Here is a 14,541-nt window from a genome sequence, read left to right as displayed (position 1 = left end):
TCGGGCGGAGGGGGCGGGGCGGCTCAGCCGAGGGCCGCCGCCACCGCCAGGAAGGTGCCGGTGAGCAGGAACAGCAGCCCCATCAGCGGGGCGACGAAGCGGAGGTAGCGGTCGTAGCGGACCTTGGCGAGGGCGAGCCCGCCCATCACCACCGCCGAGGTCGGGGTGATCAGGTTGATCCAGCCGGAGGCCGACTGATAGGCGGTGACCACCAGCGCCCGGGGCACACCGGCGAAGTCGGCGAGCGGGGCGAGCACCGGCATGGCCAGCGCGGCGTGTCCGGAGGAGGACGGGACCAGGAAGGCGAGCGGCAGGTTCACCAGGAACATCAGCACCGCGAAGACGCCCGACGAGGTGCCGGAGACCGCGTCGTGGAGCCGGTGGAGGATGGTGTCGGTGACGGCGGCGTTGTTCATGATGACGGTGACGCCCCGGGCCAGCATGATGACGAGCGCGGCGCCCATGAAGTCCCCGGCGCCGGCCACGATCGCCTCGGAGGTGCCGCGCTCCCCCAGCCCGGCGAAGAGCCCCACCACCACCGAGGCGACGATGAACAGGGCGGCCAGCTCGGGGAAGTACCAGCCGAGGGTCGGCAGGAAGCCGATGCCCAGATCGGCCCAGGGGATGACGGCGAAGATCATGAAGGCGAAGGTGGCGCCGAAGACCGCCAGCACGATCTTCTGCCGGGCGGTCAGCGCCTCCGCCTCCGTGCCCTCGGCGCGCAGCTCCGCGTCCTCCGGCAGCGGTTCGGCCAGCGAGCGGGACGGGTCCCGGTGGACGCGGTTGGCGTACCGGACCAGGAAGACGGCGGAGACGGCGGTGAGCACCGCCCACATCAGCAGCCGCAGCGCGATGCCGTCGCCGGTGCCGATGCCCGCGCTGTCCGAGGCGACTCCGGTGGCGAACGGGTTGACGGTGGAGGCCAGGGTGCCGGTGCCCGCGCCCACCATGATGACGGCGGCGCCGGTCATCCGGTCGTACCCCAGCTTGAGCGCCAGCGGGATGAGCAGGGCGTAGAAGCCGAGGGTCTCCTCCGCCATGCCGTAGGTGGTGCCGCCCAGCGAGAAGAGGACCAGCAGCACCACGAGCAGCAGGGTGCGGTGGCGGTCGAGCCGGGCGGCGAGCCGGGCGACGCCCGAGGTCAGGGCCCCGGTGCGGAGGGTGACGGTGATGAACGCGCCGACCGCCAGGACGAAGAGGAAGACTCCGGCCGCCCCGGCGAAGTCCCCGGAGCCGCCCGGCGCGGTGAGCCCGCTCCCGGAGTCGGTGACTCCGTAGAGGCCGTTGACGGGCGCCAGGAAGAGGTCCTTGAGCCGGTCACCGAAACCGGTGGTGAGCGAGACGGAGTGGTAGCTCCCGGGGACGGGGGCGCCGTCCTCCGTGGTGTCGTAGCGGCCGGCCGGGATGACGAAGGTGAGTGCCCAGACCACCAGGGTGACGGCCACCAGCACGGTGAAGGCGGAGGGGAACCGGAAGCGGCGCTTCGGGCCCGGCTCCTGCGGCGCTGCGGCGGCCGGCGCGGCGCCGTCCGGCCCGGCGGAGCTGTCGGGCGCGGTGGAGCTGTCGGGCGCGGTGGAGCCGTCCGGTCCGCCGGCGGCCGGGACGGCGGGGGTGCCCGGGTCGGTGGGGGCTCCCTCCGGCCGTCCGGCCGGGGCTGTGGAGTCGGCGGGGACGGCGGGGCGGATCCGTGTGCTCATGGCCGGTCCTGGGAAGGTACGGGAGTGGGGACGGGTGCGGCTGCGGTGGCGGACGCCGGTACCGGGCCGGCGCCGGGGAAGAGAGCGGGGCCGGGATCGGGCACCGCCGCCGGGCCACCGGGTCCCGGAGCGGCGGAGGCGCCACGGCTGGGCGCGGCGGCGGGCAGCCGGCCGCCGGGGGTGACCAGGGTGCCGGCGGTGCCGTTCAGCAGCGCGGGCGCGTCGGTGAGCGCGCCGATCGCGGCGAGCCCGCCGGTCAGTTCGACGAACCGGCAGGCGGCCTCCACCTTCGGGCCCATCGAGCCGGCCGGGAAGCGCTCGGCCCGCAGCCGGGCCGGGGTGGTGTGCCCGATCGGTTCGGCGGCCGGCGTGCCGTATCCGCTCACCACCTGGGGCACATCGGTGAGCAGCAGCAGCGCGTCCGCGTCCAGCGCCTCGGCCAGCATGGCGGCGGTGAGGTCCTTGTCCACCACGGCCTCCACCCCGGTGAGCCGCCCGGCCTCGTCGCGGACGACCGGGACGCCGCCGCCCCCGGCACAGACGGCCACCGCGCCGGAGGTGAGCAGCAGCCGGATGAGCCGGGTCTCCACCACCCGCTGCGGGGCCGGCGAGGGCACCACCCGGCGCCAGTGGACGCCGTCCTGGCGGACCGTCCAGTCGCGTTCGGCGGCGAGCCGCTTCGCCTCCTCCTCGCCGTACACCGGGCCCACGAACTTGGTGGGGTCGGCGAAGGCGGGGTCGGCGGCGGAGACCAGCGTCTGGTTGAGCAGGGCGCACACCTGTCGGTCGGGCAGCGCGTTCTGGAGCGACTGGAGCAGCCAGTAGCCGATCATGCCCTGGGTCTCGGCGCCGAGCACGTCCAGCGGGTAGGGGCTGGTGAGGCTCCGGTCGGCGGCGCTCTGCAGGGCGAGCAGCCCGACCTGGGGGCCGTTGCCGTGGGTGATGACCAGTTCGTGGTGGTGGGCGAGCGGAGCCAGGGCGGCCACGGCGGCCCGGACGTTGGTGAGCTGGACGGAGGCGTCCGGGCTGTCTCCCCTGCGGAGCAGGGCGTTTCCGCCGAGGGCGACGACGACGCGCATTCTCGGTCCTCCTGTGCGGTGGTGGGGGTGTGCGGTGGGGCGGTCGGGGGTGGGACCGGGAGGCGGGGCAGAGCTCCGGGGCCCGGGGGCGATGCCCGGTCCGGGGTGAACTCCCGGGCCGGGCCGAGGGGTTCAGTCCCCGAGGGTGGCGACCAGGACCGCCTTGATGGTGTGCATCCGGTTCTCCGCCTGGTCGAAGACGATGGAGTGGGACGACTCGAAGACCTCGTCGGTCACCTCCAGCGCCGTCATCCCGGTGTGCGCCAGGACCTCGGCGCCGACACTGGTCTCCGCGTTGTGGAAGGCGGGCAGGCAGTGCAGGAACTTCACCCGGGGGTTGCCGGTGGCCTCGATGACGTCCATGGTCACCTGGTACGGCTTCAGCAGCGCGATCCGCTCGTCCCAGATCTCCTTGGGCTCGCCCATCGAGACCCAGACGTCGGTGTAGAGGAAGTCCGCCCCGGCCACCCCGGCGGCGAGGTCGTCGGTGACGGTGATCCGGGCGCCGGTGGTCTCGGCGATCTCCCGGGCCCGCTCCACCACTTCGGGCGCGTTGCGGAGCGCCTCCGGGCCGACCATCCGGACGTCCATGCCGAGCAAAGCCCCGGCCAGCAGCAGGGAGTTGCCGACGTTGTTGCGGGCGTCGCCCAGGTAGGCGACGGACACGTCGTGCAGCGCCTTGTCGGTGTTCTCCCACATGGTGAGAGCGTCCGCCAGGGACTGGGTGGGGTGCCAGTCGTCGGTCAGCCCGTTGTAGACCGGGACGCCCGCGTACTCGGCCAGTTCCTCGACGATGTGGTGGCCGCTGCCCCGGTACTCGATGCCGTCGTAGAGCCGGCCGAGGACCCGGGCGGTGTCCTTGATGGACTCCTTGTGGCCTATCTGGGAGCCGCTCGGGTCCAGATAGGTGACGTGCGCGCCCTGCTGGTGGGCGGCGACCTCGAAGGCACAGCGGGTGCGGGTGGAGGTCTTCTCGAACACGATGGCGATGTTCCGCCCCGCCAGCCGCCGCTGCTCGGTGCCGGCGTAGCGGGCGGCCTTGAGCCCGGCGGAGAGGTCGAGCAGGAAACGGAACTCCTCGGGGGTGAAGTCGAGTTCCTTGACGAAGCTGCGGTGGCGGAGGTTGGGGGCCATGGGGATGTCGCTCCTTGCGGGGTGGTGCGGTACGGCGGGTGCCGGACGGGAGGTGGGGGAAGTTCGGGAGGTACGGCGGTACGGGGCGGGGCCGGGGCTCAGACGGCCTCGCGCTCCACCGGGCAGGACATGCAGCGCGGGCCGCCCCGGCCCCGGCCGAGCTCGCTGCCCCGGACGGTGACGACCTCGATGCCGTTGCGCCGGAGATAGGTGTTGGTGGTGACATTGCGCTCGTACGCGAACACCACACCGGGCTCCACGGCGAGGACGTTGCAGCCGTCGTCCCACTGCTCGCGCTCGGCGGAGCGCACGTCCTGGGCGGCGGTGAGCACGGTGATGGAGTCCAGGTCGAGGGCGTCCGCGATGGCCTGGTGCATGTACTCCGGCTCGTGGTCGGTGAGGGCGAGGCCCTGGCCGCCGGGGCCCGGCTCGATGGTGCAGGTGGGCAGCATTCCCAGCCCGGCGTACTTGGTGAAGGTGTCCCCGCTGACCATGGTCATGACGGTGTCCAGGTGCATGAAGCTGCGGGCCTTGGGCATGTCGACGGCCACGATCCGGCGGGCCGATCCGGCGGCGAAGAGGCGCAGCGCCAGCTGCTCCACGGCCTGCGGGGTGGTGCGCTCGCTCATGCCGATGAGGACCGCTCCGTTGCCGATGACCAGGACGTCGCCGCCCTCGATGGTGGCGGGGTAGCCGGCCTGGCCGTCGGACCAGCGGTGGAACTCCTGCTTCTCGAAGAGCGGGTGGTGCCGGTAGACCGCCTCGAAGTGGACGGTCTCGCGGCGCCGGGCCCGCTTCTTCATCGGGTTGACGCTCACCCCGTCGTAGATCCAGCAGGAGGTGTCGCGGGTGAAGAGGTGGTTGGGCAGCGGGGCCAGGACGAAGTCGTCGGGCGCCATGGCGTGCAGCCGGACACTGGCCACCGGGCCCAGCCGGTCGAGGAGTTCGCTCCGGGTCATGCCGCCGATCAGGCAGGAGGCCAGTTCGGCCGGGTCCATCGCGTCGAAGAGGGCGCGCATCCGGTCGGTGGCCAGCGGGCCGAACTCCCGCTCGTCGAAGACCCGGTCGTGAACCAGGGCGCGGGCGGCCGGGTCGTCGAGGGTCTCGGTCAGCAGGTCGGCGAAGAGGTGGACCCGGACGCCCCGGTCGCGCAGCGCGTCGGCGAAGGCGTCGTGCTCCTCCCGGGCCCGCTTGACCCACAGCACGTCGTCGAAGAGCAGGTCGTCCTTGTTGCGCGGGGTGAGGCGCTTCAGCTCCAGGTCGGGGCGGTGCAGGACGACCTGCCTGAGCCGGCCGGTCTCGGAATCGACGTGGAAGGTCATGACGCTGCTCCTCGGGGTACGAAGGGGTGCGGTGGCCAGGGACGGCCGCCGGGCGGGGGCGGAGGGGGTCGGGTCGGGTCGACCGCCGCTCCCGGGGGTGACTCCCGTTCCGGTGGCGAGATCCCTGGCCGGAACCGCACTTGAACTCTGTCACCCCACCGCCCCCGGACCGGCCCGCGAAGGTCCCGGGGCCACGGCCGCCCGGTACCGGCCGGTAGGGACCCGTGGCGGCGCCCAGGCGGGGCCCTTCGGCCCTGGCACGGTTTTCGGCCACCCGTAGACGGGGACGGACACGGCTCCGTGACCGGCGGGCACACGCGGCGGGCGCCGTCATCCCTCCGCAGGTCCCGGGGTGCCGGCCGACCGGCCCGGTGTACGGACGGGCGGCCGGGACCGGAGGCGGGGGTACCGGGCCGGGCGGCTCTGGGCGGGCCCGCGCGGGCGGGACCAGGATCGACGGTGACCAAGGAGGTTCCCCGATGAACCGTCTCATCACCCCGCAGGCCGTGGACGTCCAGCTGGAGGCGCACGGCAAGGTCCCCCGGGGCGCGGCCCGTTACGCCCGGCAGAAGGTGCTGGCCGTGCTGGACCACCTGACCACCCCGGTGCTCTCCGTGCGGATCAAGCTCACCCAGGCGCCCGCGCCCGCGCCGCGCCCGGCCACCGCCCGGGTCACGGTCGATGTCAACGGTCGTCCGGTACGGGCCCATGTCGCGGCGGACACCATGTTCGAGGCCGTCGACCTGCTGCGGGACCGGCTGCGCACCCGGCTCGCCCGCGCCCGCCGCCACGACCGGGCGGCCCGGCAGGGGACGGCCCATGAGCGGGCGGCGTTTCGCGCCGTGGCCGAGCGGTCCGCGCACCGGCCGCACCGCTACCACGTACCGGCCGAGGAGCGCCGGATCGTCCGGCACAAGTCCTTCGGGCTGCCCCGGCAGACGGCCGGTGAGGCACTGGTCGACCTGGATGTGCTCGACTACGACTTCTTCCTCTTCACCGAGGAGAGCTCCGGCCGGGACAGCATGGTCTTCCGGGACCCCGGAACCGGTCGGCCGCGGCTCACCGCGACCGGCGGCCCCGGGTATCTGCCGCGTACGGCGCCGGGGTTGACGCTCAGCACACTGCCCGCTCCGGTGCTGAGTGTGGGGCAGGCGGCCGAGCGCCTGGAGCTGGGCGGGGTGCCGTTCGTGTTCTTCGCGGACACCGGGAGCGGGCGGGGCTGCGTCCTCTACCACCGTTACGACGGCCACTACGGCCTCATCACCCCGGCGGCCTGAGCGGCGGCCGGGGAACCGGACCGTCCACCGTCGCACCGGAGGGGCCGGCACACCGGCCGACGACACACCGGAGGGGCGGGACGCGGGGCACACGGTCCGCGTCCCGCCCCTCCGGCGCGGAGCCGGTGAACCTCCGTCGCCGGAGCCGGCATCCGGCATCCGGCATCCGGCATCCGGCATCCGGCAGGCAACGAACCGCGACAGACCGGGGGCCGGGGCCGGGAGAGCGACTCCCCGGCCCCGGCCCCTGGTTCGTACCGTACGGACCCCGCCGGTGCCATACGATCCGGCCCGCGCGCCGCCCGCTCAGTCGTGCGGGACGACGACCACCGGCGGCGCCGCGTGGTGGAGCACGGCATGGGTGACCGGGCCGATCCGGAGGCCGAAGGCGGAGCGGCGGATCCGGCGCCCGAGCACCACCAGGGAGGCGCCCACCGCCGCCTCGGCCAGGTGCTCGGCGGGCGCGCCCACCACGCACTGCTCGATCACGGTGACCTCCGGATGGGCCCGGCGCCAGGGCCCCAGCACCCGCCGCAGCTGGACGGCGTGCCGGGCGGCCAGGTCGCCGGCGTGGGCCGGGTCCAGGGCGGCGGGGTCGTAACCGAAGACCGGCGGCATGCTCCAGCCGTACACCACCCGCAGCGCCGCGCCGCGCAGGGCGGCCGCGCCGAAGGCGTACGCGATCACGTCGTCGCACGGCTTGCTCAGGTCCACTCCGAGGACGACCTCGCCCTCGGGTCCGGCCTCCCCGGCCGCGCCGGACCGGGTGGCGGGCGCCCCGGACCGGTCGGCCGCCGTCCCGTCGGCGGCGGTGAGCGCGGCGGCCCGGGCGGCGGGCGCGGCGGCCGGTACGGGCACCGGCGCGGCGGCCCGGACCAGGACGACCGGGCACACCGCGTGGGCGAGCACCGACATGGAGACCGAGCCGGTCAGGAAGCCGGTGAAGGCGGTGAGCCGGCGGGAGCCGAGGACCAGCAGCGCGGCGTCCTTGGCCTCGTCCATCAGCACGCCGAAGGCCCGGCCCGCCACCCGTTCCACCTCGACCTTGACCCCGGGGTGACGCTCGCTCACGCCCTCCGCGGCCTCCCGGGTGATCCGCTCGGCCCAGTGGGTCGGGTCATAGGTGCGTTCCAGGGAGGTCTGGCCGTACGGCGCGGCCCAGTCCTCCGTCGCGTGGACCAGCCGCAGCGGCAGGTCCCGCGCCTCCGCCTCCCGGGCGGCCCACTCGACGGCGGCCAGCGAGGCGGCCGAGCCGTCCAGTCCGACGACGACGGTGCGTGACATGAGGGACTCCTTGGGGGAGGTGGCGGAATCAGACAGGGACAGGGACCGGCGCGGGACACGGGCGGAAGTGCCGGGACCCGTACCGGACGGACGGCGGCGCGGGTCGGTCCGTCCGGCGGGGTCGCCCGGCCGGCGGCTGCCGTGCCCGGTGGGCCGGCCCGGTCGTGGGCCGGCCAGGTCGGGTTGGCCGGGTGTACTCACTGTGGGTGCGGCGGCGCGTCCCCGTCCCGGGCCGGGCGGGCCAGGGCCGGGGGCCGTACGTCCCGGTCGGACGCCGTCGGCCGGGCCCCGGGGTCCCCGCCGGGACCTTCGGCCCCGGAGCGGGCGCCGGGTACGGGCCGCCCGGCCCCCCGGCATGGCCCGTTCGCTGCGGGGTGGCGCCCCGCGCCGCACCGAAGCTGGAGGCGGAGCGCGAGAGGTCTCGCAAGACGAGAGACCGAGAGAGACACCGACACCGCGCCATGAGGGAAAGGTGGAGAGCCATGGCTCGCCGTCCGAAGGACAGGGAAGCGGCACCGGCCGGGGGCGTCCCCCCGGAGGAGGAGGCGGCGCGCGCCGTCGGCGCCCTGGTCTCCGCCGCCACCGGCGCCCTCCGGGAGTTCTCCGACGACGCGGTCTTCACCCAGGAGCGGGTGGACCACATCGTGAAGAAGGCGTCGCTGGCCGCGCTGGCCCGGCACACCGCGCTGGCGCTGCTGGCGGTGGAGGAGACCGGCCGGGGCGTCTTCGAGGACAAGGCGGTCAAGAACGTCTTCGCCTGCGAGAACGTCACCCACTCCATGGCCGGGACCAAGACCGTCGGGGTGATCCGGCGGGACGAGATCGACGGCATCACGGAGATCGCGGAGCCGGTGGGTGTGGTCGCCGGGGTCACCCCGGTCACCAACCCGACCTCCACGGTCATCTTCAAGTGCCTGCTGGCGCTCAAGACGCGCAATCCGATCGTCTTCGCCTTCCACCCCTCCGCCCAGCGCTGCTCGGCGGAGGCCGCCCGGACCGTGCGGGACGCGGCGGTGGCGGCGGGCGCGCCCGAGCACTGTGTGCAGTGGATCGAGGAGCCGTCGCTCGCGGCCACCGGGGCGCTGATGAACCACCCGGACGTGGCCACCATCCTGGCCACCGGCGGCAACGCGATGGTCCGGGCGGCGTACTCGTGCGGCAAGCCGGCCCTCGGGGTCGGCGCGGGCAATGTGCCGGCGTACATCGAGCGGACGGCCGACGTGCGGCGCGCGGTCAATGACATCGTGCTCTCCAAGTCCTTCGACAACGGCATGATCTGCGCCTCTGAGCAGGCGGTGATCGTCGACGACGAGCTCCGTCCGGCGGTGCTGGCGGAGTTCGCGAAGCTGAAGGCGTATCTGGCCACCGCCGAGGAGAAAGCCCTGCTGGAGCGGTATCTCTTCGGTGTCGGTGAGGGCACGGACTGCGCCGGGGCGAAGCTCAACGCCTCGGTGGTGGGGCGGAGCGCCCAGGCCATCGCCCGGGAGGCCGGCTTCACGGTGCCCGGCGACACCTCGGTCATCCTGGTGGAGACCGGTTCGGTCGGGGAGGCGGAGCCGCTGACCCGGGAGAAGCTCTGCCCGGTGCTGGCCGTGCTGCCGGCCCGCGACCGCGCCGACGGGGTGCGACTGGCCCAGCGGATGGTGGAGTTCAACGGGCTCGGCCACTCGGCCGCCGTGCACACCGAGGACGCGGCGTTCGCCGAGGAGTTCGGCCACGCGGTCAAGGCGTGCCGGGTGCTGTGGAACTCGCCCTCCTCGCAGGGCGGCATCGGGGACGTCTACAACGCCTTCCTCCCCTCGCTCACGCTGGGCTGCGGCTCTTACGGGCACAACTCGGTCTCCGGGAACGTCTCGGCGCTCAACCTGGTGAACATCAAGCGGATCGGACGGCGCAACAACAACATGCAGTGGTTCAAGGTGCCGCCGAAGATCTTCTTCGAGCGGAACTCGCTGCGCTACCTCACCGACATGCGCGGCTGCCGCCGGGTGGTGGTGGTCACCGACCGGACCATGGTGGAGATCGGCCATCTGGAGCGGGTGCGGACCCTGCTGGGCCGGCGCCCGGAGCCGCCCGAGGTGCGGGTGGTGGACTTCGTGGAGCCCAACCCGAGCATCGACACCGTGCGCCGCGGCGCCGATCTGATGCGGGAGTTCCGCCCGGACACCATCGTGGCGCTGGGCGGCGGCTCCCCGATGGACGCGGCCAAGGTGATGTGGCTGCTCTATGAGCACCCGGAGGTCGAGTTCGCGGACCTGAAGGAGAAGTTCTTCGACATCCGCAAGCGCGCCTTCACCTTCCCCGACCTGGGTGCCAGGGCCGACCTGGTGTGTGTGCCGACCACCTCGGGCACGGGCAGCGAGGTGACCCCGTTCGCGGTGATCACCGACACCGCCACCGGTCAGAAGTACCCGCTGGCGGACTACGCGCTGACGCCGAGTGTGGCCATCTGCGACCCGGCGCTCACCACGAACCTCCCCAAGGAGGTCACCGCCGACTCCGGGTTCGACGCGCTGACCCACTGCATCGAGACCTATGTCTCGGTCTACGCCAATGACTTCACCGACGGGCTGGCGCTCCAGGGGATCCGGCTGATCTTCGAGAACCTGGAGCGGGCGGTCGCGGACGGCCCCCGCCAACCGGTCGCCCGGGAGAAGATGCACAACGCCGGAACCATCGCCGGCATGGCGTTCGGCTCGGCCTTCCTGGGCATGGTGCACGCCATGGCGCACACCCTGGGCGCCACCTTCCACGTCGCGCACGGCCGCACCAACGCGCTGCTGCTGCCGCATGTGATCCGCTACAACGGATCGGCGCCGGCCAAGGTGACCGGCTGGCCCAAGTACACCGCCTACACGGCCCCGGAGCGCTACCAGGAGATCGCCAAGATCCTCGGGCTGCCGGCCGCCACACCCGAGGAGGGGGTGGAGTCGCTGGCCATCGCCGTGGAGGAACTGCGCGACCGGGTCGGCATCCCGTCCTCGTTCAAGGAGGCGGGGGTGGACGAGGAGGCGTTCATCCTGGAGCTGCCCCGGCAGACCCTCAACGCCTACGAGGACCAGTGCGCCCCGGCCAACCCCCGGATGCCGATGCTGGCCGACATGGAGCAGCTGATGCGCCAGGCGTACTACGGCGTCCGGGCCTGATGAGCCGCCGGAGGGAGCGGTCCGGTCCTCCCGCGTCGTCTCCGGACCGCTCCCTCCGGCCCGCCCGCCGGGGCCGTCACTCCCCTCCGGCCCCGCCCCCTCCGCCCCATTCCCCCGCCCCGCCCGGAAGAAGGCGACCGCCATGAACTCCCCCGCCCCCACCGCCGCCTGGCACGGCTTCGCCGAAGGCCCCTGGTGCGACACCGTCGACGTCCGTGACTTCATCCAGCGCAACTACACCCCGTACGAGGGGGACGCGGCCTTCCTCGCCGGGCCGACCGAGCGCACCACCGCGCTCTGGGACGGGCTGGCCGGCGCGTTCGCCGAGGAGCGGGCGAAGGGCGTGTACGACATCGCGTACGACGTGCCGTCCTCGATCACCGCGCACGCCCCCGGGTACCTCGACCGGGCCCGGGAGCTGATCGTGGGGCTCCAGACCGACGCCCCGCTGAAGCGGGCGATCATGCCGTACGGCGGCTGGCGGATGGTGGCCGGCGCCCTGGAGACGTACGGCTATCCGGTCTCCGCCGAGCTGGAGAAGGTGTTCACCGAGTACCGCAAGACGCACAACGCCGGTGTCTTCGACGCCTATACGCCCGAGATCCGGGCGGCCCGCAAGGCGGGCATCGTCACCGGGCTGCCGGACGCCTACGGGCGCGGTCGGATCATCGGGGACTACCGGCGGGTGGCGCTGTACGGCGTGGACCGGCTGATCGAGGCCAAGCGGGCCGAGAAGGAGGAGCTGAACGCCCCCGCGGCGGTCGGGCGTTCGCCGGAGGAGACGATCCGGCTGCGGGAGGAGCTGGCCGAACAGCTGCGGGCGCTGGACGAGCTCAAGCGGATGGCCGCCTCGTACGGCCATGACATCTCCGGTCCGGCGCGCACCGGCCGGGAGGCGGTGCAGTGGCTCTACTTCGCCTATCTGGCCGCGGTGAAGGAGCAGAACGGCGCCGCCATGTCGCTGGGCCGCACCTCCACGTTCCTCGACATCTACCTCCAGCGGGACCTCGCGGCCGGGCGGCTCACCGAGGAGCACGCCCAGGAGCTGATCGACGACTTCGTCATCAAGCTGCGGATCGTGCGCTTTCTGCGCACCCCCGAGTACGACGAGCTGTTCTCCGGCGACCCCACCTGGGTGACGGAGTCGCTGGCCGGGATCGGCACGGACGGCCGGCCGCTGGTCACCCGCACCTCGTTCCGCTACCTCCAGACGCTCTACAACCTGGGCCCGGCGCCCGAGCCGAACATGACGGTGCTCTGGTCGCCCGGACTGCCGCGCGGCTTCAAGGAGTTCTGCGCCCGGGTGTCGATCGACACCTCCTCGGTGCAGTACGAGTCGGACGAGCTGCTGCGCCCCCGGTTCGGCGACGACACCGCCATCGCCTGCTGCGTCTCCGCGATGCCGGTCGGCAAGCAGATGCAGTTCTTCGGCGCGCGGGTCAATGTCGCCAAGGCGCTGCTGTACGCGATCAACGGCGGCCGGGACGAGAAGAGCGGCGCCCAGGTGGGCCCGGACACCGGCGCGGTCACCGGGGACGTGCTTGACCACGACGAGGTGGCGGCCAAGTTCGACGCCCAGCTCGACTGGCTGGCCGGGGTCTATGTCCACGCGCTGAACGTCATCCACTTCATGCACGACAAGTACGCCTATGAGCGGCTGGAGATGGCCCTGCACGACCGGGACGTGCGGCGCACCATGGCGTGCGGGATCGCCGGTCTCGCGGTGGCGGCCGACTCGCTCTCCGCCATCAAGTACGCCCGGGTCACGGTGGACCGGGACGCCACCGGACTGGTCACCGGCTACACCGTGGACGGCGACTACCCGGCGTACGGCAACAACGACGACCGGGCCGACGCGATAGCGGTGCGGCTGGTCGAGGAGTTCATGCGGAAGGTGCGCAAGCACCCCACGTACCGGAACGCCGAGCACACCCAGTCGGTGCTGACCATCACCTCCAATGTGGTGTACGGGCGGAAGACCGGTGCCACTCCGGACGGCCGCCGCGCCGGGGAGCCGTTCTCGCCGGGTGCCAACCCGATGAACGGCCGGGACACTCACGGCTATGTGGCGGCGGCGCTCTCGGTGGCCAAACTGCCGTACGCCGACGCCGAGGACGGCATCTCGCTGACCAGCACGGTGACCCCGGAGGGCCTGGGCCGGACCCGGGAGGAGCGGATCGGCAATCTGGCGGGCGTCCTGGACGGCTATACCGCGAGCGGCGGGTTCCACATGAACGTCAATGTGCTGGACCGGCGGACCCTGCTGGACGCCATGGACCACCCGGAGAAGTACCCGCAGCTGACGATCCGGGTCTCCGGGTACGCGGTCAACTTCGTCCGGCTCACCCGCGAGCAGCAGCTCGACGTGGTGAACCGCACCTTCCACCACGCGCTCTGAGGCCACCGCCCCACCGACCGGGGCGGGCGCGCGGGGCCGACCCCTCACCCGAGCACCACGCGCCCGCCCCTCCATTCCCCGCTTCTCCACCCGCCCCGCCGTCCCGCATCCCGTCGGAGGTCCCCATGGACGCCGCCCCTCTTCGTCCCCCGTCCGGCGCCGTGACCACGGCGGCCGCCGCGACCCGGCGGCCCGCCAACGGAAGCCTGCACTCCTGGGACCTGTCGACCGGAGTGGACGGTCCCGGCACCCGGTTCGTCGCCTTTCTGGCCGGCTGCCCGCTGCGCTGCCTCTACTGCCACAACCCGGACACCATGCGGATGCGGGCCGGGCGGCGCACCTCCGCCGACACCCTGGTGGCGGAGGCGGCGAAGTACCGGACCTTCATCGCCGCCTCCGGTGGCGGCGCCACCCTCAGCGGGGGCGAGCCACTGCTCCAGCCGGTCTTCGCGGGCGAGCTGCTGCACCGGTTCAAGCACGAACTGGGCTTCCACACCGCCCTGGACACCTCCGGCTTCCTCGGCGCCCGGGCCACCGACGCGCTGCTCGCCGACACCGATCTCGTCCTGCTGGACATCAAGTCCTGGAACCGGGAGCTCTACCGCCGGCTGACCGGCCAGGATCTGGCGCCGACCCTGGACTTCGCGCGGCGGCTGGCCGACCGGGGCACCACCGTCCGGGTGCGGTTCGTGCTCGTCCCGGGGCTGACCGACGCCCCGGAGAACGTGGCGGGCGTCGCGGCCTTCGCCGCCTCGCTCGGCAATGTGGAGCAGGTGGACATCCTGCCGTTCCACCGGCTGGGCGCCGCCAAGTGGGAGGCGCTGGGCAAGCGTTTCCCTCTCCGCCACACCCCCGTGCCGACGGAGGCGGAGACGACGGCGGCCCGGGCGGTCTTCGCCGGGCACGGGCTCCGTGCGGTCTGATCCCCGGCGGCCCGGGCCCCGGCCGCTGAGCCGGACGAGCGGCCCGGCCGGACGGCCGGGACCTTCGGCCCTGGGGGCGGGACCTGTGGTCCTCGCGTCGACCCGGCTCCACCTGATGAGCTTGTACGAAGATCGAACATCTGAGGGGAGTCGGGTCGTACGACCCTCTCCCGCCCGCCGGACCGGCCGGCGGAGCCGCACCGACGGACGCCCCGTGACGCCCCGCACGGCGGCCCGGCGGACCGGCCGGGCGCCGCACCAACCGAAGGACGACCGAGGCG

General features: G+C 73.4%; 8 protein-coding genes and 1 pseudogene. 4 read left to right on the top strand and 5 right to left on the bottom strand.

All coding sequences use genetic code 11. The annotated features are described in order from the left end of the window. Positions 1-23: 23 nt before the first annotated feature. The 4 genes and pseudogenes from NX801_RS14790 to NX801_RS14775 form a co-directional block, all read right to left on the bottom strand. On the bottom strand, positions 24-1,697 hold the full coding sequence (locus tag NX801_RS14790; RefSeq protein ID WP_258788164.1) for a YfcC family protein: 1,674 nt from the start codon (positions 1,695-1,697) through the stop codon (positions 24-26). Positions 1,698-1,873: 176 nt separating this feature from the next. Next, a pseudogene (arcC, locus tag NX801_RS14785) lies at positions 1,874-2,776 on the bottom strand (carbamate kinase); the annotation flags it as partial. Between the two features lie 132 nt (positions 2,777-2,908). After that, positions 2,909-3,910, bottom strand: coding sequence for an ornithine carbamoyltransferase (gene argF / locus NX801_RS14780; RefSeq protein WP_258788163.1), 1,002 nt, complete (start codon positions 3,908-3,910; stop codon positions 2,909-2,911). 98 nt (positions 3,911-4,008) lie between these two features. Next, positions 4,009-5,232, bottom strand: coding sequence for an arginine deiminase (locus tag NX801_RS14775; RefSeq protein ID WP_258788162.1), 1,224 nt, complete (start codon positions 5,230-5,232; stop codon positions 4,009-4,011). Positions 5,233-5,711: 479 nt separating this feature from the next. Here NX801_RS14775 and NX801_RS14770 point away from each other — a divergent pair, with 479 nt between their 5' ends. Beyond that, on the top strand, positions 5,712-6,509 hold the full coding sequence (locus tag NX801_RS14770) for a sigma 54 modulation/S30EA ribosomal C-terminal domain-containing protein (protein WP_258788161.1): 798 nt from the start codon (positions 5,712-5,714) through the stop codon (positions 6,507-6,509). 306 nt (positions 6,510-6,815) lie between these two features. Here NX801_RS14770 and NX801_RS14765 read toward each other — a convergent pair whose 3' ends face one another. Then, complete coding sequence (locus NX801_RS14765) at positions 6,816-7,793, bottom strand: universal stress protein (RefSeq protein WP_258788160.1); 978 nt, start codon at positions 7,791-7,793, stop codon at positions 6,816-6,818. Between the two features lie 482 nt (positions 7,794-8,275). On the opposite strand from NX801_RS14765, the gene adhE reads away from it, so the two are divergent. The 3 genes from adhE to pflA all read left to right on the top strand — a co-directional run bounded on the left by adhE (position 8,276) and on the right by pflA (position 14,260). Then, positions 8,276-10,939 (top strand): bifunctional acetaldehyde-CoA/alcohol dehydrogenase, encoded by a 2,664-nt coding sequence (adhE, locus tag NX801_RS14760; RefSeq protein WP_258788159.1) that lies wholly within the window; start codon positions 8,276-8,278, stop codon positions 10,937-10,939. Between the two features lie 142 nt (positions 10,940-11,081). After that, the gene (gene pflB, locus NX801_RS14755; RefSeq protein ID WP_258788158.1) at positions 11,082-13,337 is read left to right on the top strand and encodes a formate C-acetyltransferase; all 2,256 of its coding nucleotides are present in this window, start codon (positions 11,082-11,084) and stop codon (positions 13,335-13,337) included. Positions 13,338-13,462: 125 nt separating this feature from the next. Next, a complete protein-coding gene (gene pflA / locus NX801_RS14750) occupies positions 13,463-14,260 on the top strand; it encodes a pyruvate formate-lyase-activating protein (protein WP_258788157.1) in 798 nt (265 codons plus the stop codon). Positions 14,261-14,541 lie beyond the last annotated feature (281 nt).

Source organism: Streptomyces pyxinae (assembly GCF_024756275.1).
Classification (GTDB): domain Bacteria; phylum Actinomycetota; class Actinomycetes; order Streptomycetales; family Streptomycetaceae; genus Streptomyces; species Streptomyces pyxinae.
This window is presented reverse-complemented; position numbering and strand designations above follow the sequence as displayed.

Excerpts from the sequence above, each read along its gene's own strand:
- NX801_RS14790 (WP_258788164.1), bottom strand. The coding sequence starts at position 1,697 with ATGAGCACACGGATCCGCCCCGCCGTCCCCGCCGACTCCACAGCCCCG.
- argF (WP_258788163.1), bottom strand. The coding sequence starts at position 3,910 with ATGGCCCCCAACCTCCGCCACCGCAGCTTCGTCAAGGAACTCGACTTC.
- NX801_RS14775 (WP_258788162.1), bottom strand. The coding sequence starts at position 5,232 with ATGACCTTCCACGTCGATTCCGAGACCGGCCGGCTCAGGCAGGTCGTC.
- NX801_RS14770 (WP_258788161.1), top strand. The coding sequence starts at position 5,712 with ATGAACCGTCTCATCACCCCGCAGGCCGTGGACGTCCAGCTGGAGGCG.
- NX801_RS14765 (WP_258788160.1), bottom strand. The coding sequence starts at position 7,793 with ATGTCACGCACCGTCGTCGTCGGACTGGACGGCTCGGCCGCCTCGCTG.
- adhE (WP_258788159.1), top strand. The coding sequence starts at position 8,276 with ATGGCTCGCCGTCCGAAGGACAGGGAAGCGGCACCGGCCGGGGGCGTC.
- pflB (WP_258788158.1), top strand. The coding sequence starts at position 11,082 with ATGAACTCCCCCGCCCCCACCGCCGCCTGGCACGGCTTCGCCGAAGGC.
- pflA (WP_258788157.1), top strand. The coding sequence starts at position 13,463 with ATGGACGCCGCCCCTCTTCGTCCCCCGTCCGGCGCCGTGACCACGGCG.